At 65.5% G+C, this 20,072-nt stretch carries 18 protein-coding genes; 6 read left to right on the top strand and 12 right to left on the bottom strand.

Annotated features, from left to right (window positions below):
• Window positions 1–144: 144 nt before the first annotated feature.
• The 4 genes from JQ507_06525 to JQ507_06510 all read right to left on the bottom strand — a co-directional run bounded on the left by JQ507_06525 (window position 145) and on the right by JQ507_06510 (window position 6,587).
• Window positions 145–1,071 (bottom strand): SMP-30/gluconolactonase/LRE family protein, encoded by a 927-nt coding sequence (locus JQ507_06525; protein QRI71153.1) that lies wholly within the window; start codon window positions 1,069–1,071, stop codon window positions 145–147.
• A 519-nt stretch (window positions 1,072–1,590) separates the two neighbouring features.
• The gene (locus tag JQ507_06520) at window positions 1,591–2,478 is read right to left on the bottom strand and encodes a 4-(cytidine 5'-diphospho)-2-C-methyl-D-erythritol kinase (GenBank protein QRI71152.1); all 888 of its coding nucleotides are present in this window, start codon (window positions 2,476–2,478) and stop codon (window positions 1,591–1,593) included.
• Window positions 2,479–2,716: 238 nt separating this feature from the next.
• Entirely contained in the window at window positions 2,717–4,504 is a 1,788-nt protein-coding gene (locus tag JQ507_06515; GenBank protein QRI73217.1) for a tetratricopeptide repeat protein, read from the bottom strand.
• A 424-nt stretch (window positions 4,505–4,928) separates the two neighbouring features.
• Window positions 4,929–6,587 carry an electron transfer flavoprotein-ubiquinone oxidoreductase gene (locus tag JQ507_06510; protein ID QRI71151.1) on the bottom strand — a complete coding sequence of 553 codons (1,659 nt, stop codon included), beginning with the start codon at window positions 6,585–6,587 and terminating at the stop codon, window positions 4,929–4,931.
• Window positions 6,588–6,779: 192 nt separating this feature from the next.
• Between JQ507_06510 and JQ507_06505 the strand changes: the two genes are divergently transcribed.
• Window positions 6,780–7,589 carry a uracil-DNA glycosylase gene (locus JQ507_06505; protein ID QRI73216.1) on the top strand — a complete coding sequence of 270 codons (810 nt, stop codon included), beginning with the start codon at window positions 6,780–6,782 and terminating at the stop codon, window positions 7,587–7,589.
• 93 nt (window positions 7,590–7,682) lie between these two features.
• On the opposite strand, the gene JQ507_06500 is transcribed toward JQ507_06505, so the two are convergent.
• The 4 genes from JQ507_06500 to JQ507_06485 all read right to left on the bottom strand — a co-directional run bounded on the left by JQ507_06500 (window position 7,683) and on the right by JQ507_06485 (window position 12,017).
• The gene (locus JQ507_06500; protein ID QRI71150.1) at window positions 7,683–9,188 is read right to left on the bottom strand and encodes a glycosyltransferase family 39 protein; all 1,506 of its coding nucleotides are present in this window, start codon (window positions 9,186–9,188) and stop codon (window positions 7,683–7,685) included.
• Window positions 9,189–9,462: 274 nt separating this feature from the next.
• The gene (locus JQ507_06495; protein QRI71149.1) at window positions 9,463–10,233 is read right to left on the bottom strand and encodes a ribonuclease HII; all 771 of its coding nucleotides are present in this window, start codon (window positions 10,231–10,233) and stop codon (window positions 9,463–9,465) included.
• 82 nt (window positions 10,234–10,315) lie between these two features.
• Window positions 10,316–10,762 (bottom strand): VOC family protein, encoded by a 447-nt coding sequence (locus JQ507_06490; protein QRI71148.1) that lies wholly within the window; start codon window positions 10,760–10,762, stop codon window positions 10,316–10,318.
• Between the two features lie 88 nt (window positions 10,763–10,850).
• Entirely contained in the window at window positions 10,851–12,017 is a 1,167-nt protein-coding gene (locus JQ507_06485; GenBank protein QRI71147.1) for a PA0069 family radical SAM protein, read from the bottom strand.
• Between the two features lie 164 nt (window positions 12,018–12,181).
• Here JQ507_06485 and JQ507_06480 point away from each other — a divergent pair, with 164 nt between their 5' ends.
• Window positions 12,182–12,751 carry a glycosyl transferase gene (locus JQ507_06480; GenBank protein QRI71146.1) on the top strand — a complete coding sequence of 190 codons (570 nt, stop codon included), beginning with the start codon at window positions 12,182–12,184 and terminating at the stop codon, window positions 12,749–12,751.
• A gap of 117 nt (window positions 12,752–12,868) precedes the next feature.
• Window positions 12,869–13,801 carry a MarR family transcriptional regulator gene (locus JQ507_06475; protein ID QRI71145.1) on the top strand — a complete coding sequence of 311 codons (933 nt, stop codon included), beginning with the start codon at window positions 12,869–12,871 and terminating at the stop codon, window positions 13,799–13,801.
• A 251-nt stretch (window positions 13,802–14,052) separates the two neighbouring features.
• On the opposite strand, the gene moaB is transcribed toward JQ507_06475, so the two are convergent.
• Window positions 14,053–14,616, bottom strand: a complete 564-nt coding sequence (moaB, locus tag JQ507_06470) for a molybdenum cofactor biosynthesis protein B (GenBank protein QRI71144.1) — start codon at window positions 14,614–14,616, stop codon at window positions 14,053–14,055.
• A gap of 202 nt (window positions 14,617–14,818) precedes the next feature.
• Entirely contained in the window at window positions 14,819–15,751 is a 933-nt protein-coding gene (locus JQ507_06465; protein QRI71143.1) for a neutral zinc metallopeptidase, read from the bottom strand.
• 381 nt (window positions 15,752–16,132) lie between these two features.
• On the opposite strand from JQ507_06465, the gene JQ507_06460 reads away from it, so the two are divergent.
• Together JQ507_06460 and JQ507_06455 are read left to right on the top strand one after the other, a co-directional pair.
• Window positions 16,133–17,266, top strand: a complete 1,134-nt coding sequence (locus JQ507_06460) for a site-specific DNA-methyltransferase (GenBank protein ID QRI71142.1) — start codon at window positions 16,133–16,135, stop codon at window positions 17,264–17,266.
• A gap of 359 nt (window positions 17,267–17,625) precedes the next feature.
• Window positions 17,626–18,312 (top strand): glutathione S-transferase family protein, encoded by a 687-nt coding sequence (locus JQ507_06455; protein ID QRI71141.1) that lies wholly within the window; start codon window positions 17,626–17,628, stop codon window positions 18,310–18,312.
• A gap of 64 nt (window positions 18,313–18,376) precedes the next feature.
• Here JQ507_06455 and JQ507_06450 read toward each other — a convergent pair whose 3' ends face one another.
• Together JQ507_06450 and JQ507_06445 are read right to left on the bottom strand one after the other, a co-directional pair.
• Window positions 18,377–18,529, bottom strand: coding sequence for a DUF1127 domain-containing protein (locus JQ507_06450; protein QRI71140.1), 153 nt, complete (start codon window positions 18,527–18,529; stop codon window positions 18,377–18,379).
• A gap of 25 nt (window positions 18,530–18,554) precedes the next feature.
• Window positions 18,555–18,998: a nuclear transport factor 2 family protein gene (locus JQ507_06445; GenBank protein QRI71139.1), complete on the bottom strand. Its 444-nt coding sequence runs from the start codon at window positions 18,996–18,998 to the stop codon at window positions 18,555–18,557.
• 149 nt (window positions 18,999–19,147) lie between these two features.
• Between JQ507_06445 and JQ507_06440 the strand changes: the two genes are divergently transcribed.
• The gene (locus JQ507_06440) at window positions 19,148–20,062 is read left to right on the top strand and encodes a LysR family transcriptional regulator (protein QRI73215.1); all 915 of its coding nucleotides are present in this window, start codon (window positions 19,148–19,150) and stop codon (window positions 20,060–20,062) included.
• Window positions 20,063–20,072: the final 10 nt, after the last annotated feature.

Raw genomic sequence — 20,072 nt, 5'->3', positions numbered from 1 at the left:
AAGCAATCCATCGATCCACATATGCGGAGAGATGGATTGCTTCCGCCTTCGCCAAGGCTTCGGCGGACAAGTCGTCGCGGAGCCTGTCATCGGGTTGCGCTTTCGCGCGGACCCGTTGGCTCTTCGCAATGACGGTAGGTGCGATCATTTATTCAAGAAGTTCAGCGGCAATCCCGGCCGCGACCAGTCCATCGCGATCAGTTCACCCTTGCCCGACAGCGTGATGTACGCGGTCTTCAGATCGGGGCCGCCGAAGGCGATGTTGGTGGTGACGCGGTCGCCGGTCGGCACCTGCTCGACCACGGTGCCATCGGGCGCGATCACCGAGATGCAGCCCGAGATCAGCGTCGCAACGCAGACATTGCCCGATGCTTCGACCGCGAGCGAGTCGAACATCTGGTAGCCGCCGAGGCCTGCGATCGGCTTGCCGCGCTCGCCGCGATAGATCACGTCGCGCGGCTTGATGGTGCCGGGCTCGGAGACCTCATAAGCCCATAGCCGCGCGGTCGGCGTCTCGGCGATGTAGACGGTCTTCTCGTCCGGTGACAGGCCGATGCCGTTGGCCGGCAGGATGCCGTGCACGGCCTCGACGATCTCGTTCATGCCGGGCTTCAGATAATAGAACGCGCCGACATCCATGTCGCGGGCGCGGCGCTTGCCGAGATCGGAGAACCACAGGCCGCCCTGTCTGTCGAACACCAGGTCGTTCGGCCCGCGCAGCTCGTGCTCGCCGCATTTGGTGACGACAGTTTCGACCTTGCCGGATTGCAGATCGACGCGCTGGATCGAGCCGCCGAGATAATCCGCCGGCTGCGGTCCGGGCATGATCATGTTCTTGGTCGGGATCCAGGAGAATCCGCCATTGTTGCAGATGTAGATCTTGCCGTCGGGACCGAGCGCCGCGCCGTTCGGGCCGCCCGGCACCTTGGCGACGATCTCCTTGCGCCCGTCGGGATAGACCCGGGTCAGCCGCTGGCCGCGGATTTCGACCAGCACGACGGAGCCGTCAGGCATCACGACGGGACCTTCGGGAAACTCGAGATCGGTGGCGAGAACTCGGATATTGGCCATGGCATCCTCCCGGCTCTTTGGCTGCCGGCGGTCGTTCGAACGGTCCCGCACGCGCAACGTTGTTGTTTCATCCTGTTATGGCAAACGGGGTTTGGCTTGCCAAGCAACCGGGGGTGCAACGCTGCCCGGCGTTGCGGTGGGATGGTGCGGCAGAGAGGATGTCGTCCCGGCGAAGACGCGATGTCGCCACATCCACAGGTGTCATCCCGGCGAAGGCCGGGATCCATAACCACAGGGTTGAGTTGTTAAAGAAGGCTGCGGCCACGGCGTCGCACAAACAATGAGCATAGATGGTTATGGGTACCGGCTTCGCCGGGACGACATCGAGTATGTTGAGCACTCACTGCCACACGTCTGTCGCGACATGGTCATTCCGGGGCGTGCCAACGGGTCGCGCGAACGCGCGCACGATGACAGGCTCCACACGAGCCCGGAATCCATTGGGCCACATCACGCGTGGACGAATGGATTCCAGGCTCTCGCCTTCGGCGAGCCCCGGAATGACGAAGAGGAGAGGGTTCAGCTCAGCGAGCCCGCGTGCACCCACCAGCCGGGATGCGCGGCGCGGAGCTGTTCGCCGGCGGCCTCGGCGGCGGCATCGGAGGCGAACACCGCAAAGCAGGTCGCGCCGGAGCCCGACATGCGCACCAAGCGAACGTCCGCGGTCGCGCGCAGCGCGGACAAAACGTCGCTGATGACGGGCTCGATCCGCGCGGCGGGGGCTTCGAGATCGTTGGTGCCGCGTCCGAGCGCCGCGATCCAGTCATCGACCGCGCGGCCGGCCTCCGGCCAGGACGGCGCCTGCATCACGATATCGGTGGCGCCGATCAGGAGCTCGCCATGGCGCAGGCCGAGCGCGTTGAAGACATCCTTGGTCGCAACCGGCACGCGCGGATTGACCAGCACGGCCGGCATCTTCGGCAGGTCGAGCGGCAGCAGTCCTTCGCCGACGCCGGTCATGTCGCAGGCGCGCGAGGCGACGCACACCGGCACGTCGGCGCCGGTCTGCAGCGCGACCTCCATGATCCTGCGGTCGTCGAGCGAGAGCTCGTTGAGCCGCGCCAACAGCCGCAGCGCGGCCGCGGCATCCGCCGAGCCGCCGCCGATGCCGGCCGCGACCGGCAGCACCTTCTCCAGAGTGAAGTGGCCGACCTCGAGGTCGACGACACGCTCGCCGAGCAGCCGCGCGGCCTTGAGCACCAGATTGTCGGAGGTATCGCCGCAGGCGTCGGCCAGCGGTCCGGCCATCGTCAGCGACAGCTCGGGGCCCGGCTCGAGCGTGAGACGATCGGCGCAATCGGCAAACGCGACGACACTCTCGAGGTCGTGAAACCCGTCGACGCGCCGTCCGATCACCTTCAGCGTCAGGTTGACCTTGGCACGCCCTTCTTCAATCAGCGCCGGCACGGCGATAAACCCCTAAAAAACAACGATTGTGAGCGATTAGCGTAAATCGCCGCACGATCCTATCCCTTTGTTTGGATGGAAATTCCGCCTCTTCCCCCTCTCCCGCTTGCGGAGGAGGGCCGGGGTGGGGGTGTCACCGCAGAGGAAATCTTTGAGTGGAGCGAGCCCCCACCCGCATCGCATCTTGAATGCGATGCGACCTCCCCCGCAAGCGGGAGAGGTGAAGTCTCTTTTTGGCTCAGCCGCCCTTGCCGTCGTCGTCCTTCTTCTTGTCGGCGGCGGCGGCGTTCGAGGTGTCGTCCGGCAGGCCGTTGTCGATCTTGGCCTGGATCTTCGGCAGCTCTTCCGGCTCGGGCTTGAGGTCGCGGGCATGCGCCCACTGGAACTTGGCTTCCAGCGTGCGGCCGACACGCCAATAGGCGTCGCCGAGATGGTCGTTGATGGTCGGATCTTCCGGCTTGAGGTCGATCGCGCGCTCGAGGTTCTTCACCGCCTCGTCGTAATTGCCGATCCGGTAATAGGCCCAGCCGAGGGAGTCGACGATGTAGCCGTCGTCAGGGCGCTGATCGACGGCACGCTTGATCATCTTCATGCCTTCGTCGAGGTTGATGCCCTGGTCGATCCAGGAATAGCCGAGATAGTTCAGCACATGCGGCTGCTCGGGCTGCAGCTCGAGCGCCTTGCGCATGTCGGCCTCGGCCTTGTTCCACTGCTTGGAGCGCTCCTCGCAGATGCCGCGGTAGTAGTAGGTGACCCAGGCGTTCTTGTCGCCGCTGCCGGCCGGCAGCGCATCGATCGCCTGCGAATAGGTGGTGGCGCAGTCGGCGAACTTCTTGCGGCCGCGCTCGATATTGCCGAGCGCCAGGATCGCCTCGATGTCCTTGGGCTGATCCGCGGTGACTTCCTTGAGGATCTTGATCGCCTCGTCGCTGCGGTCTGCGGCGTCGAGATTGGTGGCGAGCTGGATCTGGGCGTTGCGCTTCAGCGGCGAGGACGCCGGCATCCGCTCATAGACCTTGATCGCCATCTGCGGCTTCTTCACCGATTCATAGAGATCGGCGAGCGACAGCAGCGCCAGCGGATGGTTCGGCTGCAGATAGAGCGCGAGCTGCAGATAGACCAGCGCGAGGTCCTCGCCGCCGCGGCGGGTCAGCGTCGCGCCGATGCCGTACAGCGCTTCGGCAGCGCCGGCCTGCGGTGAATCGACCAGCGGCGGCAGCTTCTTGCCGGCCTTGGTCTCCTTGATGCCTTCCAGCACCAGCGGATGACGCGGCAGCTTCTTGTCGAACGCCTCGTACATCGCAGTCGCGGCGGCAGCATCCTTGTTGCGCGAGGTCCAGCGCGCATATTCGTCGACCGTGCGCAGCATCGAATCGTCGAGCTTGTAGACCTTCTCGAAGCGGGCGCCGGCATCCTTCTCCTTGCCGGCGAGCTCATAGATCATGCCGGCATGCAGGTCCTTGAAGATCGGATACCATTCGGGACCGGTCAGCTTGTCGATCGAGGCGACTGCGCCCTTGCTGTCGCCGGCGCCATAGGCCGCCCAGGCCGACAGCAGCGTGGCCACCAGATCGGTGATCGGGCCGCGCACCGACTGGTTGATGTTGGATTGCGCGGCGGCGTATTTCTTCAGCTTGAGGTCGCGCACACCGACGACGAGGCGGGCGACGCGGTTGGACTTGTCCTGGGTCAGGATGCGGTCGGCGAGCTTGACCGCCTCCTCGATGTCGCCGTCGGCGAGCGAGGAGATGAAGGCGCGGTCGAGCAACTCGGAGTTCTTCGGATCGGTGCGCAGCGCCGAACGGTAGAATGCCGCGGCGGAGGCCGCATCGCGCTCGACACTGGCGTGGCGGGCGGCGAGATAGCTGCCGGCCGTGGTCAGCGATTTCAGGTCGTTCTTGGAGGGGAATTGCGCGGCGTTGTCGGTCGGATGGTCGGGCGTTTGCGCCGACAGTTGCGCAGGCACGGCAAGCGCCGCGGCAGCGAGAAGGGCAATCGTCAAGCGGTTGAAACGGGTGGACAGCATCACGGTCGCCTTGCTCCAGGGATGTACAGCCAAGATGGATTTACCGGCCAAGATCTTGCGATCAGTCTCAAAATGCGAACCCAAGCAGCGGCATCACGGCGAGCGACAATGCCGCTTTTGGCGTCTATCCGCAAGGATCGCCCCAAGGCAACCCATGACGAATCAATTGGCAGATTAGGCCGTTAGACCCGCCGATCCAGCCGGCACACCGCAAGACGCTCCCACTATGGCGGTATCGTGACCGGGCCCGGCATATTCGCATGCGGAAGCAAAAAGCGCCGGATCCCAGCGCCGCTCCCCGCTGTTCCAAGTGTCCCGACGTATCCGACGGCGCAATCGGGCCGCTTCCGCCCGGCAGACGCCGAGCGGAGGTTGCGGCCAGCTGCGCCATGGCCTCACGCAAATGTGGTCGGCCGCATTGGCCTCACATCGCCTCGTAGTTCGGACCGCCGCCGCCCTCCGGAGGAACCCAAGTGATGTTGCCGTTGGGATCCTTCACGTCGCAGGTTTTGCAATGGACGCAGTTCTGGGCGTTGATCTGGAAGCGCGGCCCCGCCGATTCCTCAACCCATTCATAGACGCCGGCCGGGCAATAGCGGTTGGAGGGACCGGCGAACACGTCGTGCTCCGACGTCTTCTGCAGGTTCATGTCGGCGACCTTGAGATGAACCGGCTGGTCCTCCTCATGGTTGGTGTTGGACAGGAACACCGAGGACAGCTTGTCGAACGAGATCTTGCCGTCCGGCTTCGGATAGGCGATCGGCTGATGCTGCTTGGCCGCATCCAGGGTCTTGCGGTCCGGCTTGGCGTGCGACTGGGTGCCGAACAGCGAGAAGCCGAGCGTGTTGCACCACATGTCGAAGCCGGACAGCGCCATGCCGAGCAAATTGCCGAACTTCGACAGCAGCGGCTTGGCGTTGCGGACCTTGAACAAGTCCTTGCCGATCGCCGACGAACGCCAGGCGTTCTCGTATTCGACGACTTCGTCATTGGCGCGTCCGGCGCCGAGCGCGGCCGCAACGTGCTCGGCGGCGAGCATGCCGGAGCCCATCGCATTGTGGACGCCCTTGATGCGTGGGACGTTGACGAAGCCCGCCGCGCACCCGATCAGCGCGCCGCCCGGGAAGGTCAGCCGCGGCACCGACTGATAGCCGCCCTCGGTGATGGCGCGCGCGCCATAGGCGAGCCGCTTGCCGCCCTCGAACAGCTCGCGGATGTCGGGATGCGTCTTCATCCGCTGGAATTCGTCAAACGGCGACAGATAGGGATCAGTGTAGTTCAGGTGCACGACGAAGCCGACCGCGACGCGGTTGTCGTCGTAGTGATAGAGGAACGAGCCGCCGCCGGTCTTGTCGTTCAACGGCCATCCGAGCGTATGCTGCACGCGGCCCTTCTTGTGCTTTGCCGGATCGATCTGCCAAACTTCCTTCAGGCCGATGCCGAACTTCGGCGGCTCCGAGTTGGCGTCGAGCTTGAACTTCGCGATCAACTGCTTGGACAGCGAGCCGCGCGCGCCCTCGGCGAACAGCGTGTACTTGCCGACGAGCTCCATGCCGCGGGTATAGGAATCCTTGTGGGTGCCGTCCTTGGCGATGCCCATGTCGCCGGTCGCGATGCCGCGCACCGCACCCTTGTCGTCATAGAGCACCTCGGCGGCGGCAAAGCCCGGATAGATCTCGACGCCAAGCGCTTCCGCCTTCGGCGCCAGCCAGCGGCAGACATTGCCGAGCGAGCCGATGTAGTTGTGATGATTGTGCATCAGCGGCGGCATGATGAAGTTCGGGATGCGGAACCAGCCCTGCGACGTCGCCCAATAGAAACGATCGCTTGTGACCTGGGTCTTCAGCGGACAGTCGGCATCCTCGCGCCAATCGGGCACCAGCTTGTCGAGGCCGGCTGGATCGATCACCGCACCCGAGAGAATGTGCGCGCCGACCTCGGAGCCCTTCTCCACCACGACGACCGAGAGCTCCGGATTGAGCTGCTTCAGCCGGATCGCGGCCGACAGGCCCGACGGGCCGGCGCCGACGATGACGACGTCGAATTCCATAGACTCGCGGGGAGGAAGGTCTTCAGCACTCATGATCTCTGTCTCAGCCCATTGAGAACGCTTCTAAGCTTTTCAAAAGTCGTTGTTTCCGATTTTTTGCGGAAGGACAACCATGGAATTGCGCTTCCATCGGTTTGCACGGTCCGGATACCGCAAAGAACAATCTTTTCCGAAATCGAGCCTCCCCTTTTCCCTTTGATGCTCTAGATTGCCCCCATGATGGCCCTGCCGCCCGAGCCCACCCCTACACTGCAGCAATTGCTGGCCTTTTACCTCGAGGCCGGGGTCGACTGCGCGCTTGGCGAGGAGCCGATCAACCGGCTGGAAGAGCCAGAAGCAGTTCCGGCCCCCGCCGCGCCGCGGCCGGTGGCGCTCAATCCGCTGCGCCCTCCGCCGATGCCCGCCGTTCCGCGCAGCGAAATCACCGTCGCGCCGGAGGCCGCGATCGCCTCCGCGCGCGAGGCCGCGCGGACTGCACCGACGCTGGAAGCGTTGCGCACGCTGATGGAGACATTCGACGGCTGCGCGCTGAAGCACACCGCGACCCGGCTGGTGTTCGCCGATGGCAATCCGCAGGCGAAGGTGATGTTCGTCGGCGAGGCGCCGGGCCGCGACGAGGACATCGAGGGGCTGCCGTTCGTCGGCCGCTCCGGCAAGCTGCTCGACCGCATGATCGCCGCGATCGGGCTCGACCGCAGCAAAGCCTATATCGCCAACGTGATCCCGTGGCGGCCGCCGGGCAACCGCACGCCGACGCCGCAGGAGACGCAGGTCTGCCTGCCCTTCATCCAGCGCCATATCGAGCTGGTGAATCCCGACGTGCTGGTGACGCTCGGCAATCCCTCGACGCAGGCGCTGCTCGGCACGCGCGAGGGCATCATGCGGACTCGCGGCAAATGGATCGATTACGACACCGGCACCCGCACGATCCGCGCCGTCGCCACCTTCCATCCGGCCTATCTGCTGCGCTCGCCGTCCTACAAGCGGCTGTCGTGGCAGGATCTGCGCGCCATCGCGAAGGTGCTTGCTTCGTAGGACGGGTAGAGCGCAGCGAAACCCATCCTTTGTGCCGCAGTCCGGTTCGATGGGTTTCGCTTCGCTCCACCCACCTTACGGATCTGCAGATCCCTATCCCTTCGGCCGCACGATCGCCCAGCCGATCCGCAGCACCGGCTGCCGCCCGTTGACCAGGCGGTCGAACGAGCGCGGCACTTCCGGCACGAGACCGGGGAAGCGCTGGGCGAGGTCGGGCGGCGGCGTGCCGGCGGTGTCCTGCGCGCGCCAGACCACGACGCCGCCGGTCTCGTTGAATTTCGCGACCGACAGCCAGGGCGTCCGCTGCGGCGTGGCGTCGAGCAACAGATGCGGGCGGCGGCCGTTCATCGCGATCAGGCTGGCGATCTCGGGGTCGCCCGCGACTGCGCGCAGGCGCTGGTTGGTGCGGCGCTCATAGCTGTCGTCGAAGAAGCGGCCCATCGCGGCCGCCGGCAGCGAGGTCGGCACCTCCTTGGTGCTGGTCCAGGGCAGGAACAGCGCCGCAGCCAGCGCCACAGCCGCAGGCGCCGCAACGGCAAAGGCCCACACCGAGCGCAGCAGCCGCTGCCGGCGGAGATGGATCAGATCGCCAGTGGCAACCACGACCGCCAGCCCCGACATCAACAGCGCCACGCCGGCGCCGCCGAAGGCGCTGTCCAGATCGAACAGCCCGGAGATGAAGCTGCTCACGATCGCGGGCGCGAACGCGAAAAAGTAGACGAACTGCTGCGCCAGCGGACTGACCGGCGGACGGTAGATGATCGGCGCGTCCTCGCCGTCGCGGGCAAACCAGCGCGAATTGAGGATCGCCAGCACCACGATCGCGGCGGTCGCCACGATCAGCCCGCCGAGCACGACGCCCCAGCGCAGCGCGCGCGCCTTGAGATCGGCAAGCGCAGGCAGTGCCGGCAGCGCCAGCACGTCGGCGCGGACCAGCCAGACCAGATAGGGCAGCGCCAGCACGATGATGACCAGCAGCGCGTAGAGCGGATCGACCGCCCGCAGCGTGCGCCGGCCGCGCTCGGTCGCGAGCGCAAAGCCGACCACGAGCAGGATCATGCCGATCGCGGCCGGCGCCGTCAGCAGCAGCAGGCCGCAATCGATCGACCAGGCGAACCAGGCGCTACGCCGGTTCTGCCCGATCAATTGCCAGGAATGGAGCAGCAGCAGCGCCCATAGCGGACGCGCCAGGATCAGCGGACCGAACTCGACGCTGGGGGAGGAGAACACCACTGCAGTCATCGACAGCAACACCGCCAGCACGCCCTGCGGGCCGCCGACGATGGCGCGCGCCAGCTGGTAGAACGCGATGAACGTCGCGATCTCGCAGACCTGCGCCAGCAGATAGACGCCGAACACGTGATTGCCGGCGGCGCGGAACGCGATGTCGGCGAGCCAGAATGCCAGCGGCGGCCCCATATCGGTGCCGACCTGATATTCGCGGCCGAAGGCCAGCACGGTGGCGAGATTGCCGGGCGGGCTGCCGTAGAAGATCAGCGGCAGCAGCAGCCAGATCGCGGCCTGCACCAGCACCACGACCCAGACCACAAGACGCGGCCGGGCGCGGATCAGTTCGACAACCAGGGAGGTAAACCGCATGAAACGCCTGAATTGCCCCAGCCACCTCGTTCAGCGGCGCCATCTGATCCCGAGGGTTTTTGATAGACGGCGGCGGCGGCGGAGGCAACCGGGGCCGATGAGTGCCCCCTGCATATCCAAACGCAGCCGTCATGCCCCGCGAAGGCGGGGCATCCAGTACGCCGCGGCTTCTCGATTGAAAATCACTGTCTCTGGAATACTGGATCGCCAGGTCGAGCCGGGCGATGACACCGTTGTGTGGGTTGGCGCCGTTGCTTGTGCGGGCGCCGTCGCGCTACGCCGCTTCGGACGCCGCTGCGGCTTCGCTTTCCGTGTCCACCGTGAACAGGTCGGGCTCGGCGGGACGCGGAAAATGCTTCAGCCGCGCGGCGACGACGGGGGCGAAGAAGCTGCGGTGATGGGTGCTCGGGCCGAGCCGGTCCAGCGCCTCGAGGTGCTCGGGCACGCCATAGCCCTTGTGCTGTTCGAAGCCGTAGCCGGGACAATCCAGCGCCAGCTGACACATCAGGCGGTCGCGCGTCACCTTGGCGATGATCGAAGCCGCGGCGATCGAGGCCACGATGCCGTCGCCGCCGATCACGGCGTCGCAGTCGCAGAGCGTGGCGAGCTTGTCGCGGCCGTCGACGAAGACGTGCCTTGGCATCTCCGGCAGCGCATGGACCGCGCGCGCCAGTGCCCACAGCGAGGCGCGCAGGATGTTGTCGCGATCGATTCGCGCCGGCGAGGCCACCGCGACCGAGAACGAAGCGGTGGCGCAGATCTCCTCGAACAATTCCTCGCGGCGCTCGGCGCTGAGCCGCTTGGAATCGTCGAGGCCCTTGGGGACCCGCGCCGGGTCGAGCACCACGGCGGCAGCGACCACGGGACCTGCCAGCGGGCCGCGCCCGGCCTCGTCGCAGCCGGCGACCGGCCAGACGCCGCGCTTGATCAGCGCGCGCTCGCGCCGGAAGCTCGGCCGCACGACGATGCGCTTCTCCGGCTTGGCTGGCGCGGTCGGCTTGGCCGGCGGCTTTTTCGACGTGTTTCTGGACTTGTCCCGAATCATGCGGGGATCGTGATCAAGCGCAGCCCGCGGCGCAACCGGGAACCGGGCGCCCTTCCCCGTTATTCAGTCCAGCCAGCCCGCGCTAGTCAGGAATCGACACCCGCCCGCTATCGAGCACCTCAAAACCCGGCGCGCGCACCACTTCCCAGGCGTGACCATCGGGATCGCCGAAATAGCCGCAATAACCGCCATAGCTGGTCGGCTGTGCCGGCTTCAGCAGCTTGGCACCTTTCGACAGTGCGAACGCCATCACGCGATCGACCTCGGCATCGTCGTTGCAGTTCCAGGCGATCGAGACGCCGTGGAATGCAGCCGGCCGCGGCTGATCGGGCAGTCCGGCGTCGTCAGCGAGCAGGTGCCACGGGAACAGCCCGAGCACGCTGCCGCCGGTCTCGAAGAACGCCACCTCCTCGCCGGTCGCCCGCATCTTCCTCGTGAAGCCGAGGGATTCGTAGAAGGCGATGCTGGCGCGCATGTCGCTGACGCCGAGGGTGAGGACGGTGAAGCGTGCGGTCGGGGCGTTACTCATTGCTGTACTCACTTGTTTAACGTTGTCACCATCTTGCATCTTCGTAGCCCGGATTTCGCCGCGCTCCATCCGCGCTACGAGATCTCGCCTAGAACAGGCTGAGCTGTTGCCCGTTGCGCTTCGGCTTGGCGAAGTGATCCGTGGTCAGCTTGGTGCGCCGCTTGTTGAGGCCGAGCTTTTCGCAGGCGATCTCGAAGCGACGGCCGATCATCCAGGCCATCGGACCGGTGCCCTTCATCCGCGTACCCCATTGCGAATCATAGTCGCGGCCGCCGCGCATGTCGCGGATCAGCGTGAAGACGTGGCGATAGCGGTCCGGATAGTTCGCCATCAGCCATTCGCGAAACAGGTCGCGAACCTCCAGCGGCAGCCGCAGCAGCACGTAGCTCGCCTCCTTCGCGCCGGCATGCACTGCCGCATCGAGGATGCGCTCGATCTCGGAATCGTTCAGCGCGGGGATCACGGGCGCGACCATCACCGTGGTCGGGATGCCGGCCTCGGCGAGCCGCTTGATCGCCTCAAGCCGCTTCGGCGGGGTCGAGGCGCGCGGCTCCATGGTGCGGGCAAGCTTCGGGTCGAGCGTCGTCACCGACAGCGCGACCTTGGCGAGGTTGCGCTTGGCCATCCGCGAAAGGATATCGATGTCGCGGGTCACCAGCGCCGACTTGGTGACGATGCCGACCGGATGCCCGGCACGCTCCAGCACTTCGAGAATGCCGCGCATGATCTTCCGCTCGCGCTCGATCGGCTGATAAGGATCGGTATTGGTGCCGATCGCGATCATCCGCGCTTCATAATCCGCCGCCGCCAACTCCTTCTCGAGCAGCGCCGGCGCATCCGGCTTGGCGAACAGTTTCGACTCGAAATCCAACCCCGGCGACAGGCCGAGATAGGCGTGGGTCGGCCGCGCGAAGCAGTAGACGCAGCCATGCTCGCAGCCGCGGTAGGGATTGATCGAGCGATCGAAGCCGATATCGGGGGAATCGTTGCGGGTGATCACCTTGCGCGAGGTGTCGAGCGCGACGCTGGTGGTGAACGGCGGCAGGTCTTCGAGGCTCTGCCAGCCATCGTCGAAGGCCGTCCGCGCCTCGGCCTCATAACGGCCGCTGGCGTTGGACTGCGCGCCGCGGCCGCGCCGCCGCTCGCGCTCGATCGCGACCGCAAGCTCGGGAAAAGGGGTGGGTGCACCCGCCGGGTTATCGGAGGGCGCCGTTACCGGCGGGTGCTTGAGGGCATGAGAGGATGCTCGGCTCATGTTCTGAAGCTAGCACAGCGCGAGAACAAATCAAGAACGAGAGCGGAGAAATTCCACAGAACCTTGCTACAAAATTCTGCAGCCGCACAGGCTGCTTTGAATATGACAAGGTGATAACACGACCGGAGTTTCCGGAACCATTTCAGCCAGCGAAGCCTCAAATCATGCTGAGCGTGATCATTCCAACCGACGGGATCGAGCGCACCGCGGTCGCAACCTTGGCGGCGCTGGTGCCGGGCGCGGCCGCCGGCGTGATCCGCGAAGTGCTGCTGGTCGACCGCACCAATACCGACATCATGGAGCGCGTTGCCGACGTCGCCGGCTGCCGCTTCCTGCGCTTCGAGGGCACCCGCGCCGCGGCGCTCGCGGCCGGCGCACGCCAGGCGCGTTCGCCCTGGTTGATGTTCCTGCATCCGGGCGCGGTGCTCGATGCGGGCTGGATCGAGGAGACCACCCAGTTCATCCAGATGGTGGCGGCGAGCGGCAAGGACCGCGCCGGCATCTTCCGCTATGCCCGCGCGCCCTACTCCGACCCCGGCCTGCGCGACGGCCTCAAATTCGTCGCCCGGATGATCACCGGGCCATCGGCCGAACAGGGCCTTCTGATCGCGCGCGAACATTACGAGCGGATCGGCGGTTACCGGCCGGACGCCCGCCGCTCCGAGGCGCGGCTGCTGCGCCGGCTCGGCCGCTCCTCCCGCACCATGCTGCGCAGCCGGATCATGGTGGCCTGAGACCGGGACGGGGCCAGTTCGCAGGCCTGAACACAGAATCGCGAAAACAACCCCATGCAAAGCAGAACGGGTTTGGTGGGGCTTGCAATTTGTTTGATTCCGTCAAATAATCATTTGATGAAATCAAATAATGATATCGCCGGCGAGATCGCCGCGATCCGCGGCTTCAACCGCTTTTACACGCGCAAGCTCGGCCTCATCGAGCCCAAGCTCGTGCACAGCCCGTTCACCCTGCAGGAAGCCCGCATCCTCTACGAGATCCGGCATCGCCCCGCCTGCACTGCCACCGACCTCACGCGCGATCTTGGCCTTGATCCCGGCTTCGTGAGCCGCACCCTGCAGGCGCTGCAGCGGCGCCAGATCGTGACGCGCAAGCCCGCAAAGCACGACGGCCGGATCAACGAACTATCGCTGACCGCCAAAGGCCGCACCGCCCAGGCCGAGCTCGAGCGTCGGTCGAGCGAGGAAGTCGGAAACCTGCTCGTCTCGCTCGACGACAGTCAGCGCGGCGCCGTGGTGCGCGCGATGGCGACGATCGAGCGAACGCTGGAGCAGCCTGCGGAGAAACCCGCCGCTTTTCTGCTGCGCAGCCACAGGCCCGGCGACATCGGCTGGGTGATTTCGAGCCAGGCAAGGGCCTATGCCGAGGAATATGGCTGGGACATCAGCTACGAGGCGCTGGTCGCCGAGATCTGCGCGCAATTCATCAGGAACTTTGATCCCGCACGCGAGCATTGCTGGATCGCGGAAGCCAATGGCGAACCGGTCGGCTCGATCTTCCTGGTCAACGGCGGCGACGGGGTCGCCAAGCTGCGGCTGTTGCTGGTCGAGGAGAAGGCGCGCGGGCTCGGCGTCGGCCGCGCTCTGGTCGAGCAGTGCATCCGCGCCGCGCGCGAGAAGGGCTACAAGAAGATGACGCTGTGGACCCAGAGCGTCCTGCTCGCCGCGCGCGCCATCTACGCCCGCGCCGGCTTCCAGCGCGTCAAGGAAGAGAAGCATCACAGCTTCGGCGCCGACCTGATCGGCGAGACCTGGGAGCTCGAGTTGTGAAACCGGGCGGCGCGTCACGGCTGAGCTGATCACATTCTATACCCACATGGCGCACGCGCTGTGGGCCGAGGCCTGGCGCAACGGTGTGCGGGGATTGTGGCAGGCGCTGTTGAGACTCATCGGCGGCGGTTGATTTCTTCGTCATTCCGGGGCGCGCGAAGCGCGAGCCCGGAATCCACTAGGCCGCAGGTTATGTGGGGCGATGGATTCCGGGCTCATCGCTGCGCGATGCCCCGGAATGACGATCGAGGTTACACACTCGACCCCTTCGCCTTCGGGCGGCGTAGATGCTCGTCGAGCCGCGGCATGATCTCGACGAAATTGCAGGGCTTCGTGCGGTAATCGAGCTGCGCAGCCAGGATTCCGTCCCAGCCGTCGCGGCAGGCGCCGGGCGAACCGGGCAGGCAGAAGATGAAGGTCGCGCCGGCGACGCCGGCGGTGGCGCGGCTCTGGATCGTCGAGGCGCCGATCTTGGCATGGCTCAGCATGTGGAAGGCGATCGAAAAGCCGTCCATCCGCTTCTCGAACAGCGGCTCGACCGCCTCCGGCGTCACGTCACGGCCGGTGAAGCCGGTGCCGCCGGTGGTGATGACGGCATCGACGCCGGGGTCCGCGATCCAGCGCCGGATCACCGCGCGGATCGCCTCGACATCGTCGGTGACGATTTCGCGGGCCGCGAGCTTGTGGCCGGCCGCGGTGAGGCGATCGGCGAGCGTGGTGCCCGACTTGTCATCCGCCAGCGTGCGGGTGTCGGAAATCGTCAGCACCGCGATGTTGAGCGGGATGAATTGCTTGGTTTCGTCGATTGAAGACATGGCCTGCTCTCTCGCTCCCTCTCCCGCTTGTGGGCGTCCGAGGCGAGCGAAGCTCGCTCTCGAGGTCGGGGTGGGGGTGTCACCGCGAGTCATATAGTGGAAGGAGCCCCCACCCGCATCGCATCTAACGATGCGATGCGACCTCCCCCGCAAGCGGGAGAGGTGACCTGACTCGCGGCCTTGCCCCCGTTGAACCGGCTTTCTACCCGCCGCCGAACGTGTTGCAGGCCTGCACGGTGCCCTGCTGGTAGCCGGTCATGAACCATTGCTTGCGCTGCGCGGCGGAGCCGTGGGTGAAGGAATCCGGCACCACCCTGCCCGTCGCCTGCCGCTGCAGCGTGTCGTCGCCGATCGCATTCGCGGTGGTCAGCGCGGCGTCGATGTCGCCGGCCTCGAGGAAGCCCGGCCGCTTCTTCTCCTCGCGATTGACCCAGACGCCGGAGAGACAGTCGGCCTGCAACTCGACCTTGACCTGCAGCGCGTTGGCCTCGGCCTTGCTGCCGGCCTGCTGCTGCAGCCGGTTCACGCGCGGGATGATACCGAGCAGGTTCTGGATGTGATGGCCGGCCTCGTGCGCGATGATATAGGCTGCGGTGAACTTGCAGGCGTTGCCCGAACAGCCGCGGAAGCGCGTCTCGACCTCGCGGAAGAAGCCGGTGTCGAGGAAGATGGTCTTGTCCGGCGGGCAGTAGAACGGCCCCATCGCCGACTGCGCCATGCCGCAGCGGCCGCCATTGGTGGCGTTGCGGAACAGCACGATCTTCGGACCGGTGTAGCTCTGGCCCGAGGCCTGGAAGATCTCGCTCCAGCGATCGTCGATCTCGCCGAGGATGCCGGCGATCATGCTTCCCATCTCGTCGGTCGGCGCGCCGCGCTTGGCCTGGCCGCCGGAGGACTGCCGGTCGGTCTGATAGGTCGGCGCCTGGCCGCCGCCGGTGAGAATCTCGGCGCCGCCGATCAGGATGCGCGGATCGATGCCGAAGGCATAGCCGAGCAGGCCGAGCACGATGACCGTGCCGATGCCGAGCCCGCCACCGCCGCCCATCGGAATCCCGAAGCCGCCACCACCGCCGCCTCCGCTGTCGTCGCGACGGTCTTCGATGTCGTCGCTGCGGCGGAAATCATCATAGCGCATGGCGGTTTCCCTTCATTCCAGTCGGCGCCCCATTGCGGGACACACCAACCTAAAATTTCCATTCTGTTAATCAATATCCTGCCCGGCAAAAATTGCCTAGCCCGTTGCACGCGCATCGTTTGTACCGCGAACTCTGCAAACGGCGGCGAATTTACTGGCTGAATCGTGCCGGTTTGATGATCCGCAAAAATTTTCGCGGAACGCGCTGATGTTGCAGCACAACGCACACGACAATGCGCCACGTCGTTCAAAAACTGCTGCAATCTTTTGCATGAACATTTCCAATTAAGTCGATTTTTACTTTGCCCGGTCAATGTGACGCCAGTCGGTTGTTTAGTCCCGCGTCGCCGACAGCGTCGCCTGAGTCAGAGTTCTTGAGTCATGGTAGTGTCGCGTCGCGGGGCGTCTGCAAGGGCGCCCCGCACTAAATTTGAGAGTGCCCCGTCGAGCCACATCGTCATTGGCGATTGCGTGGCCGAGTTGTCGAAGCTTCAGGCCGGCTCGGTCGACCTGGTCTTTGCGGATCCTCCCTACAATCTGCAGCTCAAGGGCGATCTCAAGCGCCCCGATGAGTCGCATGTCGATGCCGTCAACGACGACTGGGACAAGTTCTCGTCGTTCGCCGCCTATGACGATTTTACCCGCGCCTGGCTGCTGGCCTGCCGCCGCGTGATGAAGCCGTCGGCGACGCTGTGGGTGATCGGCTCCTATCACAATATCTTCCGCGTCGGCGCCATCATGCAGGACCTCGGCTTCTGGCTCCTGAACGACATCGTGTGGCGCAAGTCCAATCCGATGCCGAACTTCCGCGGCCGCCGCTTCACCAACGCGCACGAGACCATGATCTGGGCCGCGCGCGACGAGAAGGCCAAGGGCTACACCTTCAACTACGAAGCGCTGAAAGCTTCCAACGAGGACGTGCAGGCGCGCTCCGACTGGCTGATCCCGCTGTGCACCGGCGAGGAGCGCCTGAAGGGCGACGACGGCAAGAAGGTTCATCCGACCCAGAAGCCCGAGCAGCTGCTCGCCCGCGTGCTGCTGTCGTCGTCGAAGCCCGGCGATCTCGTGATCGATCCGTTCAACGGCACCGGCACCACCGGCGCCGTCGCCAAGCGCCTCGGCCGCAACTATATCGGCTTCGAGCGCGACCGGACCTATGCCGCCGCGGCCGAAGCCCGTATCGCCGCGATCGAACCGCTGCCGGAAGCAACTCTGGCACCGTTCATGACCGCCCGCGAGGCGCCGCGCGTCGCGTTCTCCGAACTGATCGAGCGCGGCATGATCGTGCCCGGCGCAAAGCTGGTCGACGCCAAGAAGCGCCATGGCGCCCTGGTGCGCGCCGACGGCGCCATCATGCTCGGCGACAAGGTCGGCTCGATCCACCGCATCGGTGCCGTCGCGCAAGGCTCGGGCGCCTGCAACGGCTGGACCTTCTGGCACGTCGAGACCAAGACCGGGCTGCGGCTGATCGACGAGCTGCGCGCCGAGATCCGCTCCGGGATGGCGGTGGGCTGAGCAGGCCTTTCGTCCTCCCATCCCGCGGCTGCGAGACACGGTCCGCTCATCCTCATTCCTTCGTCATTCCGGGGCTCGCGAAGCGAGAACCCGGAATCCATCGAGTCACATACGCCGTGGCGCAATGGATTCCGGGCTCGCCGTGTTGCGGCGCCCTCAGATGCGCAATTGCGCATCGGGGAATGACGATCGGAGAAAGCTGACGCCGTCTTGAACGCCGGCTGACCCGCGCGGCACGCGCCCCTGATTCACAAACTCGTCGCTTGCGCGTTGCGGCGAATTTTGCGCATGAGTGGCCCTGCGGCCATCCCCCGCCGCGCCCCGATCTCGCCGGTCACAAGAACCAAGGGAGTCCCTTCATGATCAAATTCTATTTCAATGGCGCGCCGAACCCGAACAAGGTCGCGCTGTTCCTCGAAGAGTCCGGCCTGCCGTTCGAGGCGATCCCGGTCGACACCCGCAAGGGCGAGCAGTTCGCGCCTGATTTCCTGAAGGTCAATCCGAACGGCAAGGTGCCGGCGATCGACGACGACGGCATCTTCGTGTTCGACTCCAACGCCATCCTGCTCTACCTCGCCGAGGAGCACGGCAAGTTCCTGCCCGCCAACACGCCGGCGAACCGCGCCGCGACGCTGTCCTGGCTGATGTTCATCGCGACCGGCCTCGGCCCGTATTCCGGCCAGGCCGTGCATTTCAAGCATTTCGCGCCGAAGGACCTCGACTACGCCAACAACCGCTATCAGTACGAGGCGCACCGCCACTACAAGATCCTCGACGATCACCTGGCGAAACAGCGCTACATGGTCGGCGACAGCTACACCATCGTCGACATGGCGTTCTGGGGTTGGGCGCGGATGGCGCCGTTCGTCCTCGGCGAGGAAGGCTACGCAAAATATCCGAACGTGAAGCGGCTGGTCGACGAGATCTCGGCGCGGCCGGCGGCGGCGCGCGCGATCGCGCTGAAGGACAAGCACACCTTCAAGGCGGAGATGGACGACGCGGCCCGCGACATCATGTTCGGCCATCTCAAGAACAAGGTGGCGTGAGCCGCCTTTGAACGCTACGCGGGGTGGGCGCGCTGACGCGTTGCCCACCCTGCATTTTTGCAAGTTACGGCGGCCAATACAGCCTTCCCCTGTCGCACCGGCCGTGAGAAATGTCGGCGCGGCAGACGCCGATATCCTGCATTTCACGTTCGCTCATGATGGCGAGTTGCCGCCACGCGCGGCGGTCCTCACGCCATTGTCTGAACCGGACCAGCACCGCCGCGCATGCGGCGATCAGCCGTTCAACCCGCCGCGCGAATCTCGGCGGCCGGAAACGGACCGAGGGCCCTCTCGGTCAAAACCGAGTCGCAATATTCCCTCACCTCCTTGATCCTGCCGCCGTCGAAGCGGAACACCAGACAATAATCGTTGTCGTAGCGCTGACCTTCCTTGGTGAGGTTGTTGCCCTTGGCCTCGACTACAACGATGTCGCCGTCGGCGATGATGCGATGCGCGACGGTGCGGCCGCGCTCGACCAGCCTGGAGCGGACATGGCCGTGCAGATCGGCCATGATCGATTGCTTGCCGGTGAAGGTGCGCGACCAGGAATACTGCCCGGTCACGGTCCAGATCGCGTCGTCGGCGAGCGTCGCCATGAACAGCGATTTCTCGCGTACCGCGGGATCGGGACTGCCCGCGATCACGAACATCTCCTGCACCAGTTTCTTGTTGTCGGCTGCGCTCATGGCGCGTCTCCTGTGATTGGTTGCCTTGGTCTCAGGCATCTCCTTGTGCGAACCGCTCACTGGTTCGCGTGAGAACGCCTTGCCTGCCGATCCTGCGGCGCCGACGCGCATTCTTCCAATCGATAGGTGGTATGATATATATTCACCTGATGAATTTGAATTCGCTTGACCTCAACCTGCTGGTCGCGCTCGACGCCTTGCTGCGCGACGCCAGCGTCAGCCGCGCCGCGATGCGGCTCAATCTGTCGCAGCCGGCGACGAGCCACGCGCTGCAACGGCTGCGCGACCTGATCGGCGATCCCTTGCTGGTGCGCAACGGCGCGCGGATGGAGCTGACGCCGCGGGCGCAGGCGCTGCGCTCGCCGCTGGCGCAGGCGCTCGACCAGGTGCGTACGCTGTTCGTCTCCGACGAGTTCGACGCCGCGCGCAGCGAGCGGCATTTCCGCCTGATGATGCCCGATCTCGCGGTCGAGCTGTTGATGCCGCCGCTGATGGAGAAGGTGACGCGGCTGGCGCCGAACGTCACCATCGACGTGGTGCCGTGGCGGAGCTCGACGATCTTCACGCCCGACTTCGCCCGCACCATCGATCTCGTGATCTCGATCGGCAATTCCTTCAAGGGATTTCACCGCCAGCGGCTCTACACCGACCTCGATGCACTCGCGGTGCGGCGCGGCCACCCGGCCGGCGCGAAGCTCAGGAAGCGCGAGGCGTTCCTGGCGGCGCGGCATGTCGCCGTGATCATCCGCGGCCACAACGAGGATCTGATCGACACCTGGCTGCGCACCAAGGGCATCGAGCGGCGGATCGCGCTGGTGGTGCCGGGCTATATCGAAGCGCTGCACGTCACCGCGCGCACCGACCTCGTCGCCTTCGTGCCGCGCCGGCTGATTGCGGCGCTGTCGAAGCAGCTGTCGCTGATGACGGTGACGCCGCCGCTCGATCCCGGGATCGACGAGCAGCACATGTTCTATCCGACGCGGGCGCAGATGGATCCGGGCTCGATCTGGCTGCGCAAGCTGATGCTGGAGACCGGACGGGAGCTGGAGATGGGGAAGGTGTGAGGCCCATGAT

It is taken from the genome of Bradyrhizobium sp. PSBB068 (genome assembly GCA_016839165.1).
In the GTDB taxonomy this organism is placed as follows: domain Bacteria; phylum Pseudomonadota; class Alphaproteobacteria; order Rhizobiales; family Xanthobacteraceae; genus Bradyrhizobium.
The sequence above is the reverse complement of the archived record's forward strand: the minus strand, read 5'-3'. Positions and strand labels throughout refer to the sequence as shown.

Coding starts and splice junctions, on each gene's coding strand:
- JQ507_06525 (QRI71153.1), bottom strand. CDS start 1,071: ATGGCCAATATCCGAGTTCTCGCCACCGATCTCGAGTTTCCCGAAGGT.
- JQ507_06515 (QRI73217.1), bottom strand. CDS start 4,504: ATGCTGTCCACCCGTTTCAACCGCTTGACGATTGCCCTTCTCGCTGCC.
- JQ507_06510 (QRI71151.1), bottom strand. CDS start 6,587: ATGAGTGCTGAAGACCTTCCTCCCCGCGAGTCTATGGAATTCGACGTC.
- JQ507_06500 (QRI71150.1), bottom strand. CDS start 9,188: ATGCGGTTTACCTCCCTGGTTGTCGAACTGATCCGCGCCCGGCCGCGT.
- JQ507_06495 (QRI71149.1), bottom strand. CDS start 10,233: ATGATTCGGGACAAGTCCAGAAACACGTCGAAAAAGCCGCCGGCCAAG.
- JQ507_06490 (QRI71148.1), bottom strand. CDS start 10,762: ATGAGTAACGCCCCGACCGCACGCTTCACCGTCCTCACCCTCGGCGTC.
- JQ507_06485 (QRI71147.1), bottom strand. CDS start 12,017: ATGAGCCGAGCATCCTCTCATGCCCTCAAGCACCCGCCGGTAACGGCG.
- JQ507_06480 (QRI71146.1), top strand. CDS start 12,182: ATGCTGAGCGTGATCATTCCAACCGACGGGATCGAGCGCACCGCGGTC.
- JQ507_06475 (QRI71145.1), top strand. CDS start 12,869: ATGAAATCAAATAATGATATCGCCGGCGAGATCGCCGCGATCCGCGGC.
- moaB (QRI71144.1), bottom strand. CDS start 14,616: ATGTCTTCAATCGACGAAACCAAGCAATTCATCCCGCTCAACATCGCG.
- JQ507_06465 (QRI71143.1), bottom strand. CDS start 15,751: ATGCGCTATGATGATTTCCGCCGCAGCGACGACATCGAAGACCGTCGC.
- JQ507_06460 (QRI71142.1), top strand. CDS start 16,133: ATGGTAGTGTCGCGTCGCGGGGCGTCTGCAAGGGCGCCCCGCACTAAA.
- JQ507_06455 (QRI71141.1), top strand. CDS start 17,626: ATGATCAAATTCTATTTCAATGGCGCGCCGAACCCGAACAAGGTCGCG.
- JQ507_06445 (QRI71139.1), bottom strand. CDS start 18,998: ATGAGCGCAGCCGACAACAAGAAACTGGTGCAGGAGATGTTCGTGATC.
- JQ507_06440 (QRI73215.1), top strand. CDS start 19,148: ATGAATTTGAATTCGCTTGACCTCAACCTGCTGGTCGCGCTCGACGCC.